Origin of the sequence: Loktanella sp. SALINAS62 (assembly GCF_018263905.1) — a bacterium.
Lineage (GTDB): Bacteria > Pseudomonadota > Alphaproteobacteria > Rhodobacterales > Rhodobacteraceae > Loktanella.
On sequence record NZ_JAAFZU010000055.1, the window covers coordinates 298,992 to 322,653 of the forward strand.

25 protein-coding genes are annotated in these 23,662 nt (G+C 61.3%); 11 read left to right on the forward strand and 14 right to left on the reverse strand.

Annotation, left to right across the window (positions count from 1 at the left end; translation table 11 throughout):
* Positions 1–8 precede the first annotated feature (8 nt).
* From GZH79_RS15950 to GZH79_RS15965, 4 genes are all read right to left on the reverse strand, one after another.
* Positions 9–785: a gamma-glutamyl-gamma-aminobutyrate hydrolase family protein gene (locus GZH79_RS15950; RefSeq protein WP_211644746.1), complete on the reverse strand. Its 777-nt coding sequence runs from the start codon at positions 783–785 to the stop codon at positions 9–11.
* Between the two features lie 73 nt (positions 786–858).
* Positions 859–1,284: a heme-binding protein gene (locus GZH79_RS15955; RefSeq protein WP_211644747.1), complete on the reverse strand. Its 426-nt coding sequence runs from the start codon at positions 1,282–1,284 to the stop codon at positions 859–861.
* Between the two features lie 70 nt (positions 1,285–1,354).
* A complete protein-coding gene (locus GZH79_RS15960; RefSeq protein ID WP_211644748.1) occupies positions 1,355–1,507 on the reverse strand; it encodes a DUF2256 domain-containing protein in 153 nt (50 codons plus the stop codon).
* A gap of 1 nt (position 1,508) precedes the next feature.
* Positions 1,509–1,712: a hypothetical protein gene (locus tag GZH79_RS15965; protein WP_211644749.1), complete on the reverse strand. Its 204-nt coding sequence runs from the start codon at positions 1,710–1,712 to the stop codon at positions 1,509–1,511.
* A gap of 109 nt (positions 1,713–1,821) precedes the next feature.
* On the opposite strand from GZH79_RS15965, the gene pepN reads away from it, so the two are divergent.
* Entirely contained in the window at positions 1,822–4,371 is a 2,550-nt protein-coding gene (gene pepN / locus GZH79_RS15970) for an aminopeptidase N (RefSeq protein ID WP_211644750.1), read from the forward strand.
* Between the two features lie 84 nt (positions 4,372–4,455).
* Positions 4,456–5,331, forward strand: coding sequence for a lysophospholipid acyltransferase family protein (locus GZH79_RS15975; protein WP_211645047.1), 876 nt, complete (start codon positions 4,456–4,458; stop codon positions 5,329–5,331).
* On the opposite strand, the gene GZH79_RS15980 is transcribed toward GZH79_RS15975, so the two are convergent.
* Both GZH79_RS15980 and GZH79_RS15985 read right to left on the reverse strand, forming a co-directional pair.
* The gene (locus GZH79_RS15980; protein ID WP_249219237.1) at positions 5,273–6,181 is read right to left on the reverse strand and encodes a transglycosylase SLT domain-containing protein; all 909 of its coding nucleotides are present in this window, start codon (positions 6,179–6,181) and stop codon (positions 5,273–5,275) included. The genes GZH79_RS15975 and GZH79_RS15980 overlap by 59 nt on opposite strands.
* Before the next feature lie 166 nt (positions 6,182–6,347).
* Positions 6,348–6,908, reverse strand: coding sequence for a type 1 glutamine amidotransferase domain-containing protein (locus GZH79_RS15985; RefSeq protein WP_211644751.1), 561 nt, complete (start codon positions 6,906–6,908; stop codon positions 6,348–6,350).
* A gap of 114 nt (positions 6,909–7,022) precedes the next feature.
* Here GZH79_RS15985 and gatB point away from each other — a divergent pair, with 114 nt between their 5' ends.
* Positions 7,023–8,534, forward strand: coding sequence for an Asp-tRNA(Asn)/Glu-tRNA(Gln) amidotransferase subunit GatB (gatB, locus tag GZH79_RS15990; RefSeq protein WP_211644752.1), 1,512 nt, complete (start codon positions 7,023–7,025; stop codon positions 8,532–8,534).
* A gap of 19 nt (positions 8,535–8,553) precedes the next feature.
* Positions 8,554–8,940: a DUF4177 domain-containing protein gene (locus GZH79_RS15995; protein ID WP_211644753.1), complete on the forward strand. Its 387-nt coding sequence runs from the start codon at positions 8,554–8,556 to the stop codon at positions 8,938–8,940.
* Here GZH79_RS15995 and GZH79_RS16000 read toward each other — a convergent pair.
* A complete protein-coding gene (locus tag GZH79_RS16000) occupies positions 8,937–9,191 on the reverse strand; it encodes a BolA family protein (RefSeq protein WP_211644754.1) in 255 nt (84 codons plus the stop codon). The two genes, GZH79_RS15995 and GZH79_RS16000, sit on opposite strands and share 4 nt — an antisense overlap.
* 72 nt (positions 9,192–9,263) lie before the next feature.
* On the opposite strand from GZH79_RS16000, the gene GZH79_RS16005 reads away from it, so the two are divergent.
* Positions 9,264–9,908 (forward strand): J domain-containing protein, encoded by a 645-nt coding sequence (locus tag GZH79_RS16005; RefSeq protein WP_211644755.1) that lies wholly within the window; start codon positions 9,264–9,266, stop codon positions 9,906–9,908.
* On the opposite strand, the gene GZH79_RS16010 is transcribed toward GZH79_RS16005, so the two are convergent.
* The 4 genes from GZH79_RS16010 to GZH79_RS16025 all read right to left on the reverse strand — a co-directional run bounded on the left by GZH79_RS16010 (position 9,905) and on the right by GZH79_RS16025 (position 12,345).
* The gene (locus GZH79_RS16010; RefSeq protein ID WP_211644756.1) at positions 9,905–10,336 is read right to left on the reverse strand and encodes a hypothetical protein; all 432 of its coding nucleotides are present in this window, start codon (positions 10,334–10,336) and stop codon (positions 9,905–9,907) included. The genes GZH79_RS16005 and GZH79_RS16010 overlap by 4 nt on opposite strands.
* Positions 10,337–10,488: 152 nt before the next feature.
* Positions 10,489–10,947 carry a peptide-methionine (R)-S-oxide reductase MsrB gene (gene msrB, locus GZH79_RS16015; protein WP_211644757.1) on the reverse strand — a complete coding sequence of 153 codons (459 nt, stop codon included), beginning with the start codon at positions 10,945–10,947 and terminating at the stop codon, positions 10,489–10,491.
* 128 nt (positions 10,948–11,075) lie between these two features.
* Positions 11,076–11,804, reverse strand: coding sequence for an anti-sigma factor (locus tag GZH79_RS16020; RefSeq protein WP_211644758.1), 729 nt, complete (start codon positions 11,802–11,804; stop codon positions 11,076–11,078).
* Positions 11,794–12,345 (reverse strand): sigma-70 family RNA polymerase sigma factor, encoded by a 552-nt coding sequence (locus GZH79_RS16025; protein WP_211644759.1) that lies wholly within the window; start codon positions 12,343–12,345, stop codon positions 11,794–11,796. Before GZH79_RS16025 ends, GZH79_RS16020 begins: the two co-directional genes overlap by 11 nt.
* Positions 12,346–12,520: 175 nt before the next feature.
* Between GZH79_RS16025 and cobS the strand changes: the two genes are divergently transcribed.
* The 5 genes from cobS to GZH79_RS16050 all read left to right on the forward strand — a co-directional run bounded on the left by cobS (position 12,521) and on the right by GZH79_RS16050 (position 17,950).
* The gene (gene cobS, locus GZH79_RS16030) at positions 12,521–13,507 is read left to right on the forward strand and encodes a cobaltochelatase subunit CobS (RefSeq protein WP_211644760.1); all 987 of its coding nucleotides are present in this window, start codon (positions 12,521–12,523) and stop codon (positions 13,505–13,507) included.
* A complete protein-coding gene (locus tag GZH79_RS16035; RefSeq protein ID WP_211644761.1) occupies positions 13,504–13,815 on the forward strand; it encodes a hypothetical protein in 312 nt (103 codons plus the stop codon). Before cobS ends, GZH79_RS16035 begins: the two co-directional genes overlap by 4 nt.
* A 12-nt stretch (positions 13,816–13,827) precedes the next feature.
* Positions 13,828–15,705 carry a cobaltochelatase subunit CobT gene (gene cobT / locus GZH79_RS16040; RefSeq protein ID WP_211644762.1) on the forward strand — a complete coding sequence of 626 codons (1,878 nt, stop codon included), beginning with the start codon at positions 13,828–13,830 and terminating at the stop codon, positions 15,703–15,705.
* Between the two features lie 71 nt (positions 15,706–15,776).
* Positions 15,777–17,567, forward strand: coding sequence for an aminopeptidase P family protein (locus GZH79_RS16045; RefSeq protein WP_211644763.1), 1,791 nt, complete (start codon positions 15,777–15,779; stop codon positions 17,565–17,567).
* Between the two features lie 41 nt (positions 17,568–17,608).
* Entirely contained in the window at positions 17,609–17,950 is a 342-nt protein-coding gene (locus GZH79_RS16050; protein ID WP_211644764.1) for a DUF427 domain-containing protein, read from the forward strand.
* Here the strand turns inward: GZH79_RS16050 and GZH79_RS16055 are convergent.
* Positions 17,947–19,554, reverse strand: coding sequence for a chloride channel protein (locus GZH79_RS16055; RefSeq protein WP_211645049.1), 1,608 nt, complete (start codon positions 19,552–19,554; stop codon positions 17,947–17,949). The genes GZH79_RS16050 and GZH79_RS16055 overlap by 4 nt on opposite strands.
* A gap of 117 nt (positions 19,555–19,671) precedes the next feature.
* On the opposite strand from GZH79_RS16055, the gene GZH79_RS16060 reads away from it, so the two are divergent.
* Positions 19,672–21,045 (forward strand): FAD-linked oxidase C-terminal domain-containing protein, encoded by a 1,374-nt coding sequence (locus GZH79_RS16060; protein ID WP_211644765.1) that lies wholly within the window; start codon positions 19,672–19,674, stop codon positions 21,043–21,045.
* Between the two features lie 85 nt (positions 21,046–21,130).
* On the opposite strand, the gene recN is transcribed toward GZH79_RS16060, so the two are convergent.
* Both recN and GZH79_RS16070 read right to left on the reverse strand, forming a co-directional pair.
* Positions 21,131–22,783: a DNA repair protein RecN gene (recN, locus tag GZH79_RS16065; protein ID WP_211644766.1), complete on the reverse strand. Its 1,653-nt coding sequence runs from the start codon at positions 22,781–22,783 to the stop codon at positions 21,131–21,133.
* Positions 22,784–22,801: 18 nt separating this feature from the next.
* Positions 22,802–23,647 (reverse strand): outer membrane protein assembly factor BamD, encoded by an 846-nt coding sequence (locus GZH79_RS16070; RefSeq protein WP_211644767.1) that lies wholly within the window; start codon positions 23,645–23,647, stop codon positions 22,802–22,804.
* Positions 23,648–23,662 lie beyond the last annotated feature (15 nt).

Sequence of the window (23,662 nt, forward strand, 5' to 3'; positions counted from 1 at the left end):
TCGCCCAATCAGGCGATATTGCGCGCTGGTGTGCGTTTGCCCTGCGCCCATGCCGCCGCCGCATCGCCAAAGGCCCGGAACAACGGACGCGACACAGGGTCGATCCCGGCCTGATATTCGGGGTGCCACTGCACGCCCAGCGCATATCCTTTTGCATCGCGGATATGGATGGCCTCGGGCGTTTCGTCGGGGGCCCAGCCTTCGACGATGACCCGCGCGCCCGGCTCATTGATCCCTTGACCGTGCAGCGAATTGGTCACCACCTGTTCCGCCCCCAGCAGGCGATGGAAAACGCCGCCCGGACTGAACCGGATGGTGTGACGCATCGCGAATTTTTCTTCGATTGTGCCATCGGGCGGCATGCGGTGGTTGTCGCGGCCCGGTAAATCGCGGATTTCAGGATAAAGCGAACCACCAAAGGCCACGTTTATTTCCTGAAAACCACGGCAAATCCCCAGCACAGGCAGCCCCCCATCGACACAGGCACGGATCAACGGCAGCGCCAACCGGTCACGGTCGCGGTCAAAGGTGCCATGCGCCTCTGTTTCAGCCTCTCCGTATTCTTCGGGATGCACGTTCGGGCGACCACCCGGAAAGATGAAACCGTCAAACGTGTGCAGCAAATCGTCGATCAGGACGATGCCGGGTTTGGCCGGCACGATCACCGGCACCGCTTCACAGACGTCGGCGACAGCTTCCAAATTCATGTCCCCCACAGCCTGAACCAGATAACTGTCGTTGATCACATGAGAGTTGGCGATGATACCGATGACGGGACGAGGCACGAAAACACATCCTTTTTGGGCGGGAACGCCCTTGCAATACCGCGTTTGTGCTGCAACTGCAAAGACCGCTTGATTACGCTTCGCCGATCAGGCCCGCTGCGTCCAATCCAGCCAGCGCGCAGATGACATCGTTGTCCGATGTATCGCCCGTCACACCGACCGCACCGATGACGCGGTCATCGTGCTTGACCAGAACGCCGCCGGGCACGGGCACCACATGCCCACCGTAAACCCCATTTATGGCCGCCATGAAATAGGGCTGATCTTCGGCCCTTTTCATCTGTGCGCTGCCCGGCATACCCAGCATGACCGCACCATAAGCCTTGCCATGCGCGATATTGAACCGGCCGGCGGCGGCGTTGTCCGCACGTTCGAACGCCTTGACATGGCCACCCGCGTCCAGAACCACGACGGCAAGCGGTTTCAGTCCCAACTCGGTCCCCTTGGCCATCGCCGTGTCGATGATGATGCGCGCCTGTGCACTGGTGATTTCGGTCATGGAATGATGCAGCCTTTGTATGTGTTGAACCGGCTGCAGCATGCCCCGCAACACCAGATCGTTCCAGCGTTCATTTCGTTCGGCTGCGGGATGCACGACAACGGTCGGAACAGTATTTTACGTCATCCCACACCTTGGCCCAAGCCTTGCGCCAGACAAAGGGCCGTCCGCAGGTTGCGCAAACCTTTGACGGTAAATCCGCCTTTTTGCGCATCCGCGCCATGTTATTCGGTGGCGCCTTCCACTTCGGCACCGGTGCGCCCGTCGATCTGCGTTTCCGCGCCATCGGGTTCATTCCCGTTGGCGCTGATGAAGATCAAAAGCCCGGCCAGCAACAGCAGGGCAAAGCCGACAACCGTAAAAATACCGGTCAATGCGCCGCGGTGACGTTTTTCTTGTTTATCCAGATCAGTGCGTGGTGCAGACATTGGAATACTCCTTCTTCAAGCTTGTTAATGCACAAAATAGTGCGTCTTGCGGCTATTCAATGATGAACATACCGTCCCCGGCGATGATGCACCGATTTGGGACAAGACCATGAAAGACAGCGCGCCGCAGACCGTCCACCTGGCGGATTACACAGCCCCCGGTTGGCTGGTGGACAGCGTTCATCTGACGTTCCATCTGTCGCCGGATGCGACACGTGTCATCTCTCGCATCGCCTTTCGTCCTAATCCCGACGGCGCGCAGGACCAGTTTTTCCTGCATGGCGAACAGCTTGAACTGGTATCGGCCCAGATCGATGGACAGCCGGTTGCGCCTGATGTGACCACGCGGGGGCTGACCTGTGATGTGCCCGACGGACCGTTCATCTGGCAAGCAGAGGTCATCATCGCCCCCGCCGACAATACCGCGTTGGAGGGGCTTTATATGTCCGGCGGCATGTATTGCACCCAATGCGAGGCCGAAGGTTTCCGCAAGATCACCTATTACCCTGACCGCCCCGATGTGATGGGCGTTTTCACGGTGCGCATCGAAAGCGATATGCCGTTGCTGTTGTCGAACGGCAATCCGGTGGCATCCGGTGACGGATGGGCCGAATGGCACGATCCCTGGCCAAAACCCGCCTATCTGTTCGCGCTGGTTGCGGGCGATCTGGTGGCGCACAGCGATCGTTTCACCACGATGGAAAACCGCGATGTCGCGCTGAACATCTGGGTCCGGCCCGGCGATCTGGACAAATGCGCCTTTGGCATGACGGCGCTGAAGGACTCGATGATCTGGGATGAACGCACCCACGGTCGCGCCTACGATCTGGACATTTTCAACATCGTTGCCGTCGACGATTTCAACATGGGGGCGATGGAAAACAAGGGTTTGAACATCTTCAACTCCAGCTGTGTGCTGGCGAAACCCGAAACCTCGACCGATGCGGATTTCGAACGGATCGAAGCGATCATCGCGCATGAATATTTTCACAACTGGACCGGCAACCGGATTACCTGCCGCGACTGGTTCCAACTGTGCCTGAAAGAAGGTCTGACCGTGTTCCGCGACCAGACCTTCACCGGTGATCTGCGCGGCCACGCGGTCAAACGAATCGATGATGCGCTGATGCTGCGCGCCCGCCAATTCAGAGAGGACGCAGGCCCCCTCGCCCATCCCGTGCGTCCCGCAAGCTTTGTCGAGATCAACAATTTCTATACCGCGACGGTTTATGAAAAAGGCGCGGAATTGGTCGGCATGTTGAAACGTCTGGTGGGCGACGATCACTACCGCCAGTCGCTTGACCTGTATTTCGACCGCCACGACGGACAGGCCGCCACCATCGAAGACTGGCTTGCCTGTTTTGCGGATGTGACGGGCCGCGATCTGTCGCAATTCGCGCTATGGTATGCGCAGGCCGGCACGCCGCAAATCGGCGTCAGCGATCATTTCGCGGACGGCACGTATACGTTGACCCTGACACAGCACACACCCGCGACACCCGGCCAGCCTGACAAACAACCGCTGCATATTCCGGTGGCGGTCGGTCTGCTGGCCCCCGATGGATCGCAGATTGTGCCGACCCAGATGCTGGAACTGACACAGGCCAGCCAGACGTTCACGTTCGACGGGCTGGCGGAAAAGCCCGTGCCATCGATCCTGCGGGATTTCTCGGCCCCCGTCATTCTGGACCGCGACCAGACCACGGCAGAGCGTGCGTTTCTGCTGACCTACGACACCGATCCATTCAACCGCTGGGAAGCAGGGCGCACGCTGGCATTGGACGCATTGCTGAACCGTGTCATGACCGGGGCGGACCCCGATGCCGCCTATCTGGACGGGCTACGCGCGACGCTGCTGGACGACACCCTGCACCCCGCCTTTCGGGCCCGTGTGCTGACCCTGCCCAGCGAACAGGACGTGTCCGACGCCATGGTGCGGCGCAAGGGCGACCCTGACCCGATGCAGATCTATATCGGCAGGCGTGAGATACGGCAGGCGATTGCCGCCCATCTGCACGACGTGCTGGCGCCGGTCCACGACAGGATGCAGGTTCCCGGCCCCTACGATCCACGGGCCGATGATGCGGGCAAACGCACGCTGGGCAATGTCCTACTGGGCTATCTGACCCTGATCGACGGGGGCAGACGTGCGCAGGCGCAATATGCGGACGCCGACAACATGACCCAGCAGATCGCCGCATTGGCTTGTCTGCTGGATATCGGACAGGGTCAGGACGCGCTGGCCGCGTTCCGTGCGCAATGGCAGGCGGATCGTCTGGTGATGGACAAATGGTTCGGTCTGCAAATTCGGCAATCGCATCCGGACGACACCGTCGCCTTGACCGAACGACTGACGCAGGACCCCGCCTTTGACTGGAAAAACCCGAATCGGTTCCGCAGCGTATTTGGCAGCCTTGCCGCAAATCCAGCGGGATTTCACCGCACCGACGGATCGGGCTACGATCTGCTGGCGGATTGGTTGATCCGGCTTGACCCGCTGAACCCGCAGACGACGGCACGGATGGTGACGGCGTTTGACAGCCTTGGACGGCAGAACCCCACGCGGCAGGCCGCGATGCGCGCCGCACTGGCCCGGATCGGTGACACTAAAGGACTGTCGCGCGACACGGCAGAGATGGTTTCCCGTATCCTAAGCTGACAGCTATTGGACGCGCGCCCGATTTCCACTAGATCACATCTTAATGAGAGGTCGCGTCAGATCGGGGACCGCAGCATGACTGTGATGAAAGACCGGATAACCCCGCTGATCGAAGAGCGCGCGCCGTGGATGTATCGGCGGCTGCCGGGGATGCGGTTCGTGCGCGGGCTGATGCATCTGGCGCTGGCCTACGACAAAACCGTCGCCATCGCAGAGGATTTGCAGCACGCCCCATCCCGCGAGATCATGGATCACATGGCCGATCGGCTGGCGAAACTGGTGGATGTCAGCGGGTTGTCGCATCTGCCCCGCAGCGGTCCGGCGCTGATCGTGGCCAACCATCCGACGGGAATCGCGGACGGGATCATCCTGTGGCATGTCATGGCAAAGATCAGGCCGGACATGTATTTCTTTGCCAACAGCGACATCCTGCGGGTGATGCCCCAGATGGATGACCTGATCTGTCCCGTCGAATGGCGGATGGACAGGCGGTCGCGGGAAAAGACACGCGATACAATGGCCTACGTCAGACAGGCAACGCAGGACGGTCGGCTTGGCGTGATCTTTCCATCCGGGCGTCTGGCGAAACGCCGCAAGCTAAAGCTGCATGAACGCGACTGGATGCCCTCTGCCGCGATGCTGGCGCGGAAATTCGGTCTGCCGGTGATTCCGGTCAACGTGCAGGCGCGCAATTCTGCGCTGTTCTATGTCTTTGACAAGCTGCACCCCACCTTGCGTGACGTGACGCTGTTTCACGAAACGCTGAACAAGGACCGGCAGCCCTACCGCGTGACCATCGGTCAGCCGATCGCAGCCGACAACATCCCCAAAAACAGCGAAGACGGAATCGAAATGCTGAAAAAAGCAACGCTGGCACTGGGCGGCGACGATGCCCCGGCCGTCAGTCTGGTGCGGATGACACGGCATCCATTGTCGAAATCGTGGGGCGAAGTGTCCTGAGCGTCGGGTGCGTCTCGCTGTCTTGCGGGTTTGCGGCCACCAGTGATGCCGGACGCGCAACCGGGCGTGGGCGTTCCTTGACAACGCAATAATCCTGCTTGCGGGTCCAGGCCGACATTTCCGCGATTTTGGCGCGATTGCTCATCGGGCCCCAATCTGCGGCGACCCCGCGCCAGCGACCGTCGTGCAATGCGACGGCCCGGTCGCGGGCGACCGTCCGCCCCATGATGCGGGCGGCACACGACAGGTTTGCAATCGGGTCTTTCAGCGCGTCGCCACTGGTCGCGCGACAGCCGTAGCCACGGGCGGTCGACGGCAGGATCTGCAGCAATCCATACCATAGCCCGCCACCGCCAACCGCGTCGGGGTTATGGGTGCTTTCGTGTTTCGTCAGCGCCGACATCATTCCAACCCAGAACGCACGGCGCAGCGTGGGGGAATTTTCCGCATAGGCCGGGCACCACGCCGAAATATCGCGCGGGATCGTGGTATCCAGACCGTGCGTTGCAACAGCCGCCATTGTGGCCCGCGTCCACATGCGGGCGCGGTTCGATTCGCCCCAGCGCGTATCGGGAATGAAATTGGGTCGCAGCATGGGGCGCAACGGTGGCGCACCCACGACCACGTTCACGGGATAGCGCAGCATGTGCAACGGGCGCGCAGCTGGGCGCACCGATTGTAACCGGGCCAGCCGTTGCCGGGCGCGATCTGCTGCTGCGTCTTCTCTGGAAAATGGCCGGGCTTTGGTGATGGGCGGTACCTGTGCTGTGCGCGCCGACAAGACGGCCGCGGCAACTGGCATGGCCTGCACATCCGCGTTGGACGGTGCCGCATGCGCTGCGCTAGCCATGCTGGCCAGAACGCCGCCTAATATAAAAAGCCGTTTCAGCATGCAGGCAAGGTGCATAGACTCTGTCCGTGACACAAGAATTGAATCCGCAGATGCGTGGCGCACCGCCTAGACGCAGGCACAAAGGCGCCCCGCAGGGCGCCTTTTAATCGGGTTTCCGGCTATTTTATGCTGCGGGGCGGTCGTGTTTGCCCTCTTCGACCTCCTCCACGATCTTGGCCACGAATGCCTTTAGATCGCCGGGATTGCGGCTTGTGATGATTCCCCGCGACGTCGCTACCTCTTGGTCAACGACGTTGGCACCTGCATTTTTCAGGTCGGTGCGGATCGATTTGAAACTGGTCATGTCGCGGCCTTCGACGACGCCGGCCTCGATCAGCAACCACGGCGCGTGGCAGATGGCCGCGACGATCTTGCCGCTTTTTACGAAATCCTGGATCAGTTTGATCGGGGCTTCTTCGGTGCGCAGGATATCGGGGTTGATCTGACCGCCGGGCAGAACGATCGCGTCGTAATCTTCACATTTTGCATCGGCGATTTTTAGATCGGCGTCGGCGCTGTCGCCCCAGTCGTCGCCTTCCCAGCCCTTGATGGCGTTGCCGTCCAGCGTGGCGACGTGCACAGTCGCCCCTTTGGCGCGCAGTTGGTCACGGGGAAATTCCAGTTCCGACTGCTCGAAACCGTGCGTGGCGATCATCAGGATCTTGGCGGATGCGATGTCTGTCATGTTGCGTTCCTTATCTTGGGGTGGGCAATTTCTTCTGCCCAACAACGGGGCAACCCCGCCCCTTGTTCCAACCTGTGGGCTGGCTTAGAACGCAGCGAACGAAAGAGGTGCCCTATGCTTGATCTGGATTATGCCGCCCCCGCCCCCAAGGTCATTGCGGGTGCAAAACACGACTGGGAACTGGTCATCGGACTGGAAGTCCACGCACAGGTCGCGACCCGGGCAAAGCTGTTTTCAGGCGCGTCGACGCTGTTCGGGGCAGAACCCAATTCAAACGTGGCATTCGTGGACGCAGGCATGCCCGGCATGTTGCCCGTCATCAACGAAGGCTGCGTCGCACAGGCCGTGCGCACCGGGCTGGGCCTGAAGGCGCAGATCAACCTGTTTTCCGCATTTGACCGGAAAAACTATTTCTACCCCGATCTGCCGCAGGGCTATCAGATCAGCCAGCTTTACCATCCCATCGTGGGCGAAGGCGAAGTGCTGGTCGAACTGGGCGACGGCACCGCACGGCGCGTGCGGATCGAACGCATCCATTTGGAACAGGATGCGGGCAAATCGATCCACGACATGGACCCGAACATGAGCTTTGTGGACCTGAACCGCACCGGCGTGGCCCTGATGGAAATCGTCAGCCGCCCCGACATTCGCGGCCCCGAAGAAGCCGCCGCTTATGTCGCAAAACTGCGTCAGATCATGCGTTATCTGGGCACCTGCGACGGCAACATGCAAAACGGCAACCTGCGCGCTGACGTCAACGTGTCGGTCTGCCGTCCGGGTGATTACGAACGCTATCAGGAAACGCAGGATTTCGCGCATCTGGGAACGCGTTGCGAAATCAAGAACATGAACTCCATGCGGTTCATCCAGATGGCGATCGAGGTTGAAGCCCGCCGCCAGATCGCCCTGATCGAAGACGGCAAGCAGGTCGTGCAGGAAACCCGTCTGTATGATGTGGACCGCAACGAAACCCGGTCGATGCGGTCAAAGGAAGAAGCACACGATTACCGCTATTTCCCCGATCCGGATCTGCTGCCGCTGGAAATCGAACAGGCTTGGGTCGATGATATCGCCGCATCGCTGCCGGAACTGCCGGACGCGAAAAAAGCCCGCTTTATCAGTGATTTTGGACTGTCCGACTATGACGCCAGCGTGCTGACAGCGGATGTCGCCAATGCCGCCTATTTCGAAGAGGTGGCACAGGGTCGCGATGGCAAGCTGGCCGCGAACTGGGTCATCAACGAATTGTTTGGCCGTTTGAAAAAGGACGGCGACAAGGCGATTGCCGACAGCCCGATTTCCGCTGCCCGGCTGGGCCAGATCGTAGCGCTGATCAAATCGGACGTCATCAGTGGCAAGATCGCCAAGGACGTGTTCGACATCGCCTATACGCAGGACCGTGACCCCGACGAAATCGTGGAAACCGAAGGCATGAAGCAGGTGACCGATACGTCTGCCATCGAAGCTGCAGTCGACCAGATCATCGCGGACAACCCCGCACAGGTCGAAAAAGCAAAGCAGAACCCAAAGCTGGCGGGCTGGTTCGTCGGTCAGGTCATGAAAGCCACCGGCGGCAAAGCCAACCCCAAGGCCGTCAACGACATTGTCGCGCAAAAACTTGCCTGATCTGCCAAAAGGACCACCGATGGACCGTTCAGAATATCTGGTCGTGCCCGCCCCCCGGCGCGGCCTGAAAGACAAATCCGTCAAAGGGATCGAAGCGCGTTTTGCCGCCGCAATGCAGGCTGTGCTGAACCATCACGCCGCCGATGGCTGGGAATATCTGCGCACCGATACCCTGCCCTCAGAAGGGCGCGAAGGCCTGACAATGACCCGCGTGACCGTGTTTCAAAATATGCTGGTGTTTCGCAGGGCCATTCCGGCAGACCCAGCGGTTCCAGCCGCCCTGATCGAAGATCACAGCGACACGCCGCCTGCGCCTGAACCAACCGCGCAGGTTGAACCCGCCGTCATTCCATCAAAAGACGGCGATGCCGCGACAGCGCCGAAACCGACGCCAGATCAGCCCTAGTCAAAACTGATTGCAAGCGCATGGATGCGGCCAATGATATCCGGGCCCAGCGCATCATGCACTGCACGATGTTTGGCAATCCGGGACTGGCCGTCCAGCGACGTGGCGCTTATGACGACGCGCCAATGGCTTTCGCCCGATCCATCATCGCCCGAATGTCCCGCATGCTGGGCGCTTTCGTTGATGACCTCCAGCCGTTCCGGCGAAAGTCCGCTGGTCAATGCGGCGCGTATTTCTGCGTCAAGGGCCATTATTTTCTCCTATGCTCTTCACCTGCCGAGCCAATGGTTTAGAGTGCTGTCTCCGAGTCGGAAAGGGCCACCATGAACAAGAAAGATCCCTTCGGTTTCGACATGTCGGTGTCGAGCAGCAAGAAGAAGAACCCCCGCGGGCGGCGGGGGATGTCGGGTGCGTCGGAAACGTCGACCCGTGTGTGCGAACACGAAGGCTGCGAAGAAGCGGGCAAGTATCGCGCGCCACGCGCGCCAGATTCGCTGGATGACTATTTGTGGTTCTGCAAGGAGCACATCCGCGAATACAATTTGAAATGGAATTTCTTTGACGGCACATCAGAAGCGGAGCTGATGGCCCAGATGGACAAGGACCGGACGTGGGAACGCCCGACAAAGCCGATGAAAAAGTCGGTCGAGGAACGCGCTTGGGCGCGGCTGGGCGTTCAGGACCCGCACGAAGTGCTGGGTGAAAACGCAACCCGCAATCCGGGCCGTAACGCAGCACCCGGCGGTGCTACACGCCGCCTGCCCCCGACCGAACGCCGGGCTGTCGAAATTCTGGATGCAAAGGACAGCATGTCCAAAACAGAGATCCGCAAGTGCTACAAAGCGCTGATCAAGGTGCTGCACCCCGACATGAACGGCGGCGACCGCAGTCAGGAAGAACAGCTGTCAGAAGTCGTGTGGGCCTGGGACCAGCTGAAAACCAGCCGCAACTTCCGGGAAAAAGACTAAAGCGTGATCGGCACGGGCGCGAACATCTGTTCGCGCTCGCGTCGGTGACGGCTAATCAGGATATGCGCCGCAATCAGAACCACAATCCAGACCAGCGCTAGAACAGGATTTTCAACCAACATCATCGCAAACAGCATGGGGCCGAACATCGTCCCGTAAAGCGGCAGCATCAGTGAGCCGCCGATCAGGGCCCCCATGAAACTGACGATGACGATGCCGCAGAATGCCTTGACCAGTGCGTATCGTCCGGTCACCCCGATCCAGTGGCGCGCACAATAAAGCCCTGCCATCGCACCAAAGACACCGCATCCGACGAACCACCATTCGGTGGTGCCGAATACCCGCATCAATGCGTGTGTCCCGGCGATATTGCTGACCAACGTATAGGCCAGAAAACCCCCAAGGGCGGACACAGCAACCCAGGCCACGATAAGACATCGCTCTCCAAAAGAGGGTCTGAAAGGGTGTAATATCCGGTCGCGCATGCTGAAATAGAAACCTTGGTTTGCACCAGCATTACCTGCAATGCGGCAGGCGACACACCACTAAGTTATCAACACAGTGTTTCCCCAAGCGCGGATCAGGCCGCGCGGAACACCAGTGACACGCCATTCAGGCAATGACGCTGGCCCGTTGGCGCGGGGCCGTCGCTGAAGATATGACCGAAATGGCTGCCACAGCGGCGGCAATGCACCTCTGTCCTGACGCTCAGCAGTTTGCGATCCGCCTTGGTCCCGATGGCATTCTGAAAGGATGCGTAAAAGCTGGGCCAGCCGGTGCCGCTGTCGTATTTCGTACTGGACGGATACACTGGCAGATCGCAGCCGCGACAATGGTAGGTGCCGGGTGCATAATTTGCATCCAGCGGGCTGGTTCCGGCGGCTTCGGTGCCTTCTTCGCGCATCACGTGGAATTCAATGTCCGACAGCATAGCCTGCCATTGGGCCCGCGTGCGCGTCACCTCGAAACTTTGGGCCATCAACGCGGCGGGTGCCACGGTTGCGGCAAGGGCGGTCGTCAAAAACATACGTCGGTGCATGGGTTTTGTCCTCCTGCGGTCGGTTCTGCAGATGTGCTAACACATCATTCGTGATCACCGAAAACCGGTGGACCAGTCGCACACAAACGTGAACGTCCGCATCGACAAATTCGATGCGGACGTTCGGATCAGGTTTGCGTCAACGGACCAGCGGCCAGAACGTCGCCCGTTGGCCCACCCGTCGGTGAACCACCCTGCGGTTCGTCCGTAATCGCCAGCACACCACCCGGCAAAGCGGGCACAAGCGCTGGGTCAACGGCAATCGTACCGGCCTGTGTGTCAGGCAAGACGCCCAGCGACACCGGCGGATTGTCGTCCGCGATCAGCCACAATTCCAGCGACCGGCCATCACGCGCAGTGCCAGCCGTACGGTCCAGCACAAGGGTCTGTGCAGTGGCGTCATAGCTGGCCATGACGATCAGGCTGTCATCTTCTGCCGCGATCTGCGCCTGCAGGGTCGGGGCGGATATGGCCGGGCCATCCCCCGTCGGTGCCCCCGGCACATAAAGGTTCACCGCCCAAAGCACCGCAACTGCCGCCACGACACCGCCCGCCATTGCAGGAAACAGGCCCAGCCGTTCCAGCCAGGACCGCGCTTTTGACGTGGCCCTGTCCGACTTGGGCGTCCCGAACAGATCTGCCTTGATCGCGCCAAACAGACCCGCTGGCGGTGTAACCGGCGCGATATCGTCGGTCAGCGCGACCATCCGGTCGGCAAAGAACGCGTATTCGGACCGCAGATCAGGGTCGATAGCCAGCACCTCTTCGTAGGCGGTGCGTTCATCGTCCGTCAGCAGACCAAGGATGTATTCCGCCGTCAGGGCGCGTTCCTCGTCTTTGTCGATATCATCCGTCATGGGACAGGCACTCTCTTAACTTCAGCAGACTCCGGCGTAGCCAGGTCCGAACGGTGTTCAGCGGCACATCGTAATGATCTGCCAGCTCTTGATATGTTTCCCCTTCAAGGTAGGCCCGGCGCACCGCACCGGCCTTGTCAGGGTCCAACTGGCCCATGCAATCGACAATCCGCACCCGGTCCGACGATGCCATCGCCAGCGCTTCGGGTCCGGGTTTGCTGTCCGCAATTTCGGCCGCTTCATCTAGGCCTGCGCCCTGTTTTGACTTCCGCGCCCGCACACGGTCCACGGAATGATTGCGCGTCACCGTAATCAGCCAGGTCATCGGGCTTAGGCCATTCACGCGGTAGCGATCAGCGTTGCGCCAGATCTTGACGAAAGCTTCCTGCAGCGCGTCCTCGGCTTCTGCCCGATTACCCAACACACGCAGGCAAACCCCGAAAAGTTTCGCGGAGGTGGCATTGTATAGCCCCTCGAACGCGGCGCGGTCCCCCATGGCCATGCGGGCGATCATATCTTCGATGTCGGCAGTGGTGGTCATGCTGTTCCATCCTGTTACATGCCGCAACTTTGGCGAATTTGCAGCAAAACGCAACGTTGCCCCAGCAGGCTCTTGCGCGCATTCCTGTCGCAGCCGCTTTCCCTTTTCATTTCAGGCGATATGTTGCATCCCGCAACCATGACTTCCTATGTTCCGCGAAAGAAGGGCTGACCCCATGGCCGACGGCACGATCGACATCAACGCCACACCGAACACCGACATTTCCGTGCGCGAGGTGTTCGGCATCGATACGGACATGACGGTCAAGGGATTTGCCGAACCGTCAGAACGTGTGCCGGACATCGACCCGACCTATACCTTTGACCCAGACACCACGCTGGCGATCCTTGCTGGCTTTGGCCACAACCGCCGCGTCATGGTGCAGGGCTATCACGGCACCGGCAAATCGACCCACATCGAACAGGTCGCGGCCCGCCTGAAATGGCCTGCCGTGCGTGTGAACCTTGATTCCCACATCAGCCGGATCGACCTGATCGGCAAGGATGCGATCAAACTGCGCGACGGCGTGCAGGTCACCGAATTTCACGAAGGCATCTTGCCGTGGTGCCTGCGCAATCCCGTGGCCATCGTGTTCGATGAATACGACGCGGGCCGCGCCGACGTGATGTTCGTGATCCAGCGCGTGCTGGAAGCGGACGGCAAGCTGACGCTGATGGACCAGAACAAGATCATCACGCCCCACCCCTATTTCCGTCTGTTCGCCACCGCCAACACGGTCGGTCTGGGCGACACGACGGGGCTTTACCACGGCACCCAGCAGATCAACCAGGCACAGATGGACCGGTGGAGCCTTGTGGCCACGCTGAACTATCTGCCGCACGATGTCGAAACCGAAATCGTGCTGGCCAAATCCGCACATTATCAGAACGAAAAGGGCAAAAAGACCGTCAGCCAGATGGTCACCGTAGCTGATCTGACGCGTACCGCGTTCATGAATGGCGATTTGTCGACTGTCATGTCGCCCCGCACCGTGCTGGCATGGGCCGAAAACGCCCGCATCTTTGGTGATGTGGGCTATGCGTTCCGCCTGTCGTTCCTGAACAAATGCGACGAGCTGGAACGCCAGACGGTCGCGGAATTCTACCAGCGCTGTTTTGACGAAGAGCTGCCTGAAAGTGCCGCCAGCCAGAGCTTTCGGTGACCCCGCGCCGCGTCATCGCGGCCGCGTCGGTCCTTGGGCTGGTATCCTGCGGGCCGGGCATGGCCCCGCAGGGTTATGACGTGACCCTGTCCGACAGCGGCAAACTGGCGTTGGTGACACCCACCACCGACGTGCCGACCATCGCGGGGATCGAACGTGCCGCCGAACGGGCTGCCCCGCGCGGTTGTGATGCAACGGCCGCGCCCGTGATCTATGATCTGGCCGGCGGTGACCGTGATGCGACCCTGCCCGCCAGTGCTGCCCTGCGCTTTGCCGGGCGTATTCCTGCCACCCTGTCCTGCGGCTGATCGGAGCCTGTGATGAGCAAACCCAGCGACAACCCCGCCGACCCGTTCAAAAAGGCGCTGGCCGAAGCGACCAAAGTGCTGGCCAACGATACCGATCTGACCGTCAGCTATTCCGTCGATCCCGCAGGCCAGACCAACGACACAATCCGCTTGCCGCAAATCAGTCGCCGCATGACCCGCGAAGAAGTCCTGCTGGCGCGCGGCACCGCCGATGCATTCGCCCTGCGCCACAAATTTCACGATGCAAGCACTGATACGCGTTATGCCCCGCAGGGCCAGATGGCGCGCGACATCTACGATGCGATGGAAACCGCCCGCGTCGAAGCGGTCGGCGCGCGCGCCATGCCCGGCACCGCAGGCAATATCGACGCCAAGATCGGCAACGATGCGCAGCGCAAAGGGTATGATCAGATCAAATCCGCCGCCGACGCGCCGCTGGCCGTCGCCGCAGGCTATCTGATCCGCCATCTTGCCACGGGACGCGACCTGCCGCCGGGGGCCGATAACGTCATGGAACTGTGGCGTGGTTTCATCGAAGAACAGGCTGGCGGCACGCTGGAAAGCCTGTCCGACACTCTGACCGACCAACGCGCATTTGCAAAATTTGCCCGCCAGATCATCAGCGATCTGGGCTACGCCGATCAGCTGGGCGACGACCCCGACGCACCCGACGACGATCAGGACGACGAAGCCGAAGAAGGTCAGGACGAAGAACAAGATCCCGAATCCACCGGCGAAGACGAAAGCGAGGGCGACGAGGCTGAAGCCGCACCAGAGCAATCGCAGGAACAACAGCAAGACGCGAGCCAGGCCCAGGTCAGCATGGATGATCAGGCCGACCCTGAAATGGGCGAAGAAACCGAAATGCCCGACGGCGAGGCCCCGATGGACCCGCCGCAGCCCGCGCCCGTGTCCGACGCGGACCCCGATTACAAGGTGTTCGCGACCAGTTTTGATGAAGAAATCAGCGCCGCCGATCTGGCCGAGCCCGCTGAACTGGAACGCCTGCGCGCCTATCTTGACCAACAGCTTGACCCACTCAAAGGGGCGGTCAGCCGCCTTGCCAACAAGCTGCAGCGCCGTCTGCAGGCCAAGCAAAGCCGGACTTGGGAATTCGATTTGGAGGAAGGCATCCTTGATGCCGGACGTCTGGCGCGGATCGTGGCCAGCCCCACGACGCCGCTGTCGTTCAAGGTCGAAAAGGACATGGAATTCCGCGATACCGTGGTCACGCTGTTGTTGGACAATTCCGGGTCAATGCGGGGTCGCCCGATTTCGATTGCCGCAATCTGTGCCGATGTCATGGCCCGCACGCTGGAACGCTGCGACGTCAAGGTCGAGATTCTGGGCTTTACCACCAAGGCATGGAAAGGCGGTCAATCCCGCGAGGCATGGCTGAAAGAAGGACGCCCGCCCGCCCCCGGTCGCCTGAACGATCTGCGTCACATCATCTATAAATCCGCCGATGCACCGTGGCGCCGGACCCGCCCCAATCTGGGGCTGATGATGAAAGAAGGTCTGCTGAAGGAAAACATCGACGGCGAGGCGCTGGAATGGGCCTACCGCCGCCTGATGGCGCGGCAGGAACAGCGCAAGGTGCTGATGGTCATTTCCGACGGCGCGCCTGTCGATGACAGCACCCTGTCAGTCAATCCCGCCAACTATCTGGAAAAGCACCTGCGCGACGTGATCGGCATGATCGAAAAACGCAAGACGGTTGAACTGGCCGCCATTGGCATCGGCCATGATGTGACCCGCTACTATGACCGCGCGGTGACGATCACCGATGTGGAACAGCTTGCCGGGGCGATGACGGAACAACTGGCAAGCCTGTTCGACAGCGATCCGCGCAAGCGGGCCCGCGTTTTGGGGATGCGACGCGTCGGCTGACAGCTTTGCCCTTGAAAATCTGACGCCCGGCGCGGACTGTGCGGCCAAGATTCCCAAGGGACCGGACCACCATGTTTCAGACCTTTACCGCCAGCAGTGATCCCGCGTCGGGGCCTGACCGACTTGCATCCTTGCGCACCCGTCTTGCCGAACAGGATCTGGATGGCGTTCTGGTGCCCCGCACGGACCGCTGGCAGGGTGAATACGTCGCAGCCTGTGACGAACGGCTGGCGTGGCTGACCGGGTTCACCGGTTCGGCAGGATTTGCCGCCGTGCTTGCGGACGTCGCGGGCGTGTTCATCGACGGGCGCTACCGTCTGCAGGTCCGCGACCAGACCGCCGATGTCTTTACGCCGGTCAATTGGCCCGAAACGAAACTGTCCGACTGGCTGATCAAACATCTGCCGAACGGCGGCACTGTGGCCTATGATCCGTGGCTGCATACGGTGTCCACGATCGAGGATCTGACCGGAACGCTGGCCGACAGCGGGATCGACCTGCGCGCCACCGCAAACCAGATCGACCCGATCTGGACCGACCGCCCGGCCCGGCCCGGCGCGCCCTATTTTGCGCAGCAGCTGGAATTCACCGGCGCATCGCACGCGCAAAAGCGCGCCCGCCTCAGCGCGGACATGAACCGCGGACATTGGGTCATCACCCTGCCCGACAGTATCGCGTGGCTTTTGAATATCCGTGGCGCTGATATTCCACGTAATCCGGTGCCGCAGGCTTATGCCATTCTGCATTGCGACGGCACCGTCGACCTGTTCGCCCCGGCAGAAAAATGTGCGGACATTGCCACGCATCTGGGCGAGGACGTGACCATTCAGGACCCCGACAGCTTTGAGGTGGCACTGACCACGCTCGACGGCCCGGTGCGGATTGATCCCGATGTCTGCCCCGACGCCATCGCCGCCATTCTGGCAGATGCCGAATGCGACGTTGTCCACGGCACCGATCCCTGCATCATGCCCAAGGCGTGCAAAACCCCCACAGAAATCGCAGGCAGCAGGACTGCCCACAGGCGCGATGGGGCCGCGATGGTCCGGTTTCTGGCGTGGCTGGACCAGACCGCACCGCACGGCCACCTGACAGAAATCGATGTTGTGCAGCAGTTGGAAAGCTTTCGTCGCGAAACTGGGGCACTGCGCGACATCAGCTTTGAAACCATCTGCGGCGCGGGATCACACGGTGCCATCGTCCATTACCGCGTGACCGAAGACACCAATCGCCCTGTCCAATCCGGTGAATTGCTGCTGGTTGACAGCGGCGGGCAATATGTCGACGGCACGACCGATATCACCCGCACCGTCATCATCGGTGAACCTACATCAGAACACCGTGACCGTTATACCCGCGTGCTGCAGGGCATGATCGCCGTCAGCAAGCTACGGTTCCCTGTGGGTCTGTCTGGCCAACATCTGGACGCGCTGGCGCGTGCGCCGCTTTGGGCTGCAGGTCTGGATTTTGACCACGGCACGGGGCACGGTGTGGGCAGTTATCTGTCCGTCCACGAAGGGCCGCAGGGGATTTCGCGCCGGTCAAAGGTGACGCTGAAATCCGGCATGATCCTGTCGAACGAACCCGGCTACTACCGCGAAGGCGCTTACGGCATCCGGATCGAAAATCTGATCGTCTGCCATGATGCCGGCCCGCTTGATGGTGGAGATGACCGCCCGATGCTGACGTTTGAAACCCTGACCCATGTGCCTTTGGCACGTCGTCTGATCGACACATCACTTTTGTCGCAAACAGAATTGGACTGGATCAACGATTATCATGCCGATACACTTCGCATCATCGGGCCACTGCTAGAGGGGGCGGCCCGAGACTGGTTGGACATCGCCTGCCACCCGCTCTGATCAGAGCAGCTTAACTGACATCAAAAGAACAGGACCGCGCCATGGCCGATCACATCACGATTTCACCTGCCCCCGGAACATGGGTGATCCGGGCCGGCGGTGCCGTGCTTGGCGAAAGCCGCACGGCCCTGCGGCTGGAAGAAGACGGGTATCCGCCAGTCATCTATTTTCCGCGCGGCGATATCGCCATGACCTTTCTCGATGCAACCGACCGCAGCACGCATTGCCCCCACAAGGGCGATGCCAGCTATTATTCCATCGTGACCCGCAGCGCGACATTGGAAAATGCCGTTTGGTCCTATGACGCACCAAAGGACGCGATGTCCCAGATCGCCGGTTTTCTGGCGTTCGACACCGATCACGTGACGGTCGAACAGGTTTAGGAATGTTCCTCTGCCGCGCGTGCCGATAGCGCGCGGTTGAACGCCCGCAATGCATCGACTTGGAACAGCGCGCCCTGCAACGCGGGTGGCTCTCCTTTTTGGGTGACCACGACAGGGATGAACGGATGCGCGCCACGCTCAAAGATCGGCATGGCCTGATCCAGCGTCGCCTTTGCATCGACGAATATGCCTGCCGCGATCATGTCGCGGCAGACCTTTTCCGCCGCGGCGCGCGGGTCCGACATGGGACGCATCACGTTACCCGCCACGAATGTCCCCAGCAGATAAACCTGTGGCCCTGCGGCCAGATGCACGCCGCGCCGTTCCAACTGGTGCAGGAAATACGAATGTTCAACCAGCCGCGACGCCAGCGCCGTCGACATCGACACTGCGACCATCACCGCAAGCCCCGTCTGCCAGTCGCCCGTCAGTTCGAACACGATCAGCGTCGTCGAAATCGGCGCCCCCATGACGGCCGCCGCGACGGCGCCCATACCTGCCAGCGCATACAATGTGCCTTCGCCCGAAACGGTCGGGAACAGGCCGGTGGCGATGATGCCGAACGCCAGCCCGGTCAGCGCCCCCACCATCAATGACGGCGAAAAGACACCGCCGCCCATCCGCCCGCCAATCGTTATGGCCACGGCGGCGATTTTCAGCACGGCAAAAATCAGTGCCTCGTGCAGCAACAGCCCGCCGGTCAGCGCGGTCACAGTCGTTTCATACCCAACGCCGATGATATGGGGGAACCAGATGGCCATCAGACCCAGTAGCGCCCCAGCACCGGCGGGCCGCAAAAAGGCGGGAATCCGGAATCGATATTGCAGGCGACTGCCCAGATTGTCGGCCCAGAAGATCGACCGCATCAGCACCACCGCGATCAATCCGCAGATAAGACCAAGGATCAGGAACGCAGGCAATTCCACATAGAACGCCAACGCATTTTCCCGGTCGATGACGAATTCGGTCACATCGCCCAGTGCCAGCCTGCTGACCACTGTGCCCGCCACAGATGCAATCACAATGGGGGCAAATGCATGCACCGCAAAATGGCGCAACACGACCTCTAACGCGAACAGCGCACCGGCGATGGGGGCGTTGAAACTGGCCGAAACCGCCGCTGCGACCGCACATCCCAGCAGATCGCGCCCCGTCACGCCATCGGCACGAATGCGCACGCAGATCCATGTCGACAGCATCGCGGCGATATGCACAACCGGTCCTTCCCGGCCCGACGACCCACCGGTGCCAAGGGTCAGCAGGCTGGCCGCCGCGGATGCCAGACCTTCGCGGAACGACACGCGACCGTCGCGCAGGGCAGCGCCTTCGATCACGTCGGCGACGGACCGGACCCGGCTGTCGCTGACAAATCTGTTCAGGATCAGGCCCACAACCAGCCCGCCAAGGATCGGCACGACCAGCACTTGCGACCAGTGCAGCCCGGTCACAAAGCTATGCAATCGATTGGGGTCGGTCGTGCCATAGGCCAGCCGTTGGATCAGGTCGATCCCCAGCCGGAACAGCACGGCGGCACCACCCGCCGCAATCCCCAGCACCAGCGCGATAAACCAGAACTGCACCTGACCGGGTCCACGCAGCTTCATCACCAGCCAGGCGCGGCGCACCTCTTCCATCAGGCGGGTGCGGTTGCGTGTGTCGTCCTGTGCCCCGTCCATTACGCCGCCCTTTACCTTTGCGATCCGGTACGGCAGCTTTCTGCCATGCAGAACTCATCCGCCATCACCGCCTTGCAATCCCTTCTAGGGGACCGACTGTCCGTTAAAAAGGCCGATCTGGTCCATCATGGGCAATCGGAATCGCACTTTGCCAACACGCCGCCCGATGCGGTGGTCTGGCCCGCCTCTGCGGCAGAGGTAAGTGACATCGTGAAAATCTGCGCGGCACATGATTGTCCCGTCGTCGCATGGGGCACCGGTACATCACTCGAAGGGCATGCGCTGGCTGTCCGGGGCGGTGTGATCGTGAACCTGTCCCGGATGGACCGCGTGCTGGACGTCCATGCGGAAGACATGGACGTCGTCGTGCAACCCGGTGTGACGCGCACGGTGCTGAACGATGCGTTGCGGGCGACGGGCTTGTTTTTTCCGGTCGATCCCGGCGCGGATGCCAGTCTGGGCGGCATGGCAGCGACCCGCGCATCGGGGACCACGACGGTCCGCTACGGCACGATGCGCGACAATGTGCTGGCGTTGCAGGTTGTGCTGGCCGACGGGCGGATCATCCGCACCGGCAGCAGGGCCGCGAAATCAAGCGCAGGCTACGATCTGACCGGGCTGTTCGTCGGGTCCGAAGGCACGCTGGGCATCATCACCGAAATGACCCTGCGCCTGCATGGCCAACCGCAAGCTATATCCGCCGCCGTCTGTGGATTCGACGATGTGGCAATGGCCGTGACGGTCGCAACAACCGCCATCCAGATGGGCCTGCCGGTTGCCCGGATAGAGCTGATGGACGCAGCATCGGTCGCCGCGGTGAACACGGCAGAGGGATACGATTTCCCCGCGCAGCCACATTTGCTGGTGGAGTTCCATGGTTCTGACAGTGCCGTGGCAGAGGATGCAGCGACCTTTGCCGACATTGCCCGCGACGCGGGCGGCACCGACCCAAGGACCGCGACACGGGCCGAGGATCGCAACAAGCTATGGGCGATGCGGCACCGGGCCTATTGGTCGATCCTTGCCAGCAGACCGGGCGCGCGGGCGGTGGTCACGGATGTCTGCGTGCCGATTTCGGCGCTGGCGCAGGCGATTGCAGAAACACAGGCCGATATCGCCGCCAGCCCGATCACCGGCCCGATCCTTGGTCATGTCGGCGACGGCAATTTCCACGCAGCCCTGTTGATCGACGACACGAATCCCGATGATCGCGCGGCGGCACTGGACCTGTCGCACCGCATGGCACAGCGCGCGCTGCGTCTGGGCGGAACGGTCACCGGCGAACACGGTATCGGCATGGGCAAACTGGCCTATATGGAACAGGAACACGGGCCGGGCTGGGATGTGATGGGGCAGATCAAGTCCGCACTGGACCCGCAGGGCATCATGAACCCCGGAAAATTGATCCGGCAGGCCTGACATGATGACGTCACAGTCGCGCTGTATCGACCAAAGCCAATTTTAGCAGTTTCGGCGGGTGGCCCTTTTTGGGCGGCCCGCCTTTTTACCGTGTCATCAGCGCACGCGCCGCAGCACGGGCGGCATCCGTGATCGTATCCCCCGACAGCATCCGTGCGATTTCCGTGACGCGTTCGTCCGGTGCCAGCGGCACGACGGTCGATGTGGTTTCCGTATCGTCCTGCCGTTTTTCGACGCGCCAATGGTGCCCACCCAGCGCCGCGACCTGCGGCGAATGGGTCACGACCAGCACCTGTCCGCCATCCGCCAGGGCCGCCAGCCTGCGCCCCACGGCATCTGCCGTCGCACCACCGACACCCCGGTCGATCTCGTCAAAGATCATCGTGACGCCGCCCTGCCCGGCCTGCGCCAGACTGACCTTCATCGCCAGCAGGAACCGGCTCAGCTCGCCGCCCGATGCGATCTTGTTCAACGGGCCCGGCGGCGCGCCGGGATTGGTCGCCACGGTAAACGCAACCGCGTCGCGGCCTTCGGGTCCGGCGGGGGCATCGTCCAGTTCCGTGCGGAACACGGCGCGTTCCATTTTCAACGGGGCAAGTTCTGCGGCCATCGCGGCATCCAACCTGCCGGCGGCATCGGTACGGGCCGCGCGCAGATCGGCGGCTGCCGCGTCATAGGCATCCTGCGCCGCGCGTTCGGCGCGTTCCAGATCGCCCAACCCCTGCGCGCTGTTGTCCAGCAAGGTCAGCCGCGCGCGCAGATCATCGGCAAAAGGGCCAAGTTCATCGGCCAGCACCTCATGTTTGCGCGCCAGACCCCGGATTGCGAACAGACGTTCCTCTGTCGCTTCCAGTTCGGACGGATCAAAGGTCAGCGCATCCAGCGCGTCCTGCACACCGCGTTGTGCCAGATCCAGTTCCAGCATCGCGCGTTCGATCGCGCCCAGCGGATCGTCCAGCCGTCCATCGGCACGGTCGGCGGCACCGATCAACCAGCGGTTCGCATCCGACAACATGCCTTCGGCGCCTTGCAGACCCAGCGCGTCGGACGCACGGGCAACATCTGTCTTGATCTTTTCGGCGGCCTGCATGGTGCGACGGGCGATATCCAGTGTCGCTTCTTCGCCAGCCTGCGGGTCAAGCTTGTCCAATTCGCCTACGGCATGGCGCAGATATTCTTCTTCTTGCCGGACCTCTGCGATGCGCTGTTCGGCAGCGACACGGGCCTTGGTGGCCTTGGACAACGCAGACCATGCGGCACGCACGGCGGTCCGTTCGGCATCGACGCTTGCATAGGTATCAAGCATGGCACGATGACCCCGCGGATTCAGCAAGCCACGGTCATCGTGCTGGCCATGCAATTCGATCAGCGTATCGGACAGGGCGCGCAGCACTTCTCCGCTGGCGCGACGGTCATTGACCCAGGCGGTCTTGCGACCATCGCGGGCGTTGACGCGGCGCAGGATCAGTTCATCGCCGCCGGGCAGCCCTGCTTCGGCCAGAACAGCATGGGCGGGATGGCCGTCAGGCAGATCGAAACTGGCGGTGACTTCACCCTGTTCGGCCCCTTGGCGCACCAGTTCGGCGCGACCGCGCCATCCCAGCACAAAGCCAAGCGAATCCAGCAAGATCGACTTGCCCGCCCCGGTTTCACCGGTCAGCACGTTCAATCCCGGCTGAAAGACAAGTTCCAGCTGATCGATGATCAGCATGTCGCGAATGTCGAGCGTGCGCAGCATGTCAGGTGCCAGACAGCCCTAAAGCCATTCGCCGCGGACGACCTGACGATAGATCGACGCCAGCCAGCTATCGCCCTGCGCACGTGCCTCCAGCCCTTGTCCTGTCAGCAGGGCGTAGCTGTCCAGATACCATTCGGTCGCCGGATAATTGTTGCCCAGAATAGCGCCAGCGGTCTGTGCTTCATCGGTCAGGCCAAGGCTTAGATACGCTTCGACCAGGCGGTGCAGGGCTTCGGGTGTCTGCGATGTGGTCTGGAATTCTTCGACAACGATACGGAACCTGTTCACGGCGGCGGCATAATTGCCCCGCTTGAGGTAATAGCGCCCGATTTCCATTTCCTTTGCCGCAAGGTGGTCGAACGCCAGATCGAATTTCAGGATCGACGCGCGGGCGTATTCGCTGTCGGGATATTGTTCGATCACAGCACGCAGCGATTGCAGCGCCTGAAACGTCAGACCCTGATCGCGGCCGATCTCGTCGATCTGGTCATAGTATGACAGGGCCAGCAAATACTGGGCATAGGCGGCATCGGGTTGCGCAGGATAAAAATCAAGAAAACGCTGCGCCGCCGCACGGCTGTTGGGGTAGTCCGCGTCGCGGTGATAGGCGAACGCCTGCATGATCAACGCCCGTTCGGCCCATTCGGAATAGGGGTAAAGCCGTTCGATTTCACCAAAATAGAACGCGGCATCACCGGGATCACCGGTTTCAACCTCAACCTCGCCCAGCTGATAAATCTGCTGCGCATTCAGCGATTCAAGCGCGCCCGCGCGGCGCGGGTCGAACCCATCGCCGCATCCTGCAAGCAAAGTCAAAGACAGCACCGTCGCTGTGACCCCTGACCGAATGAATGTGCCCGACATCGTCACGCCCCCGTG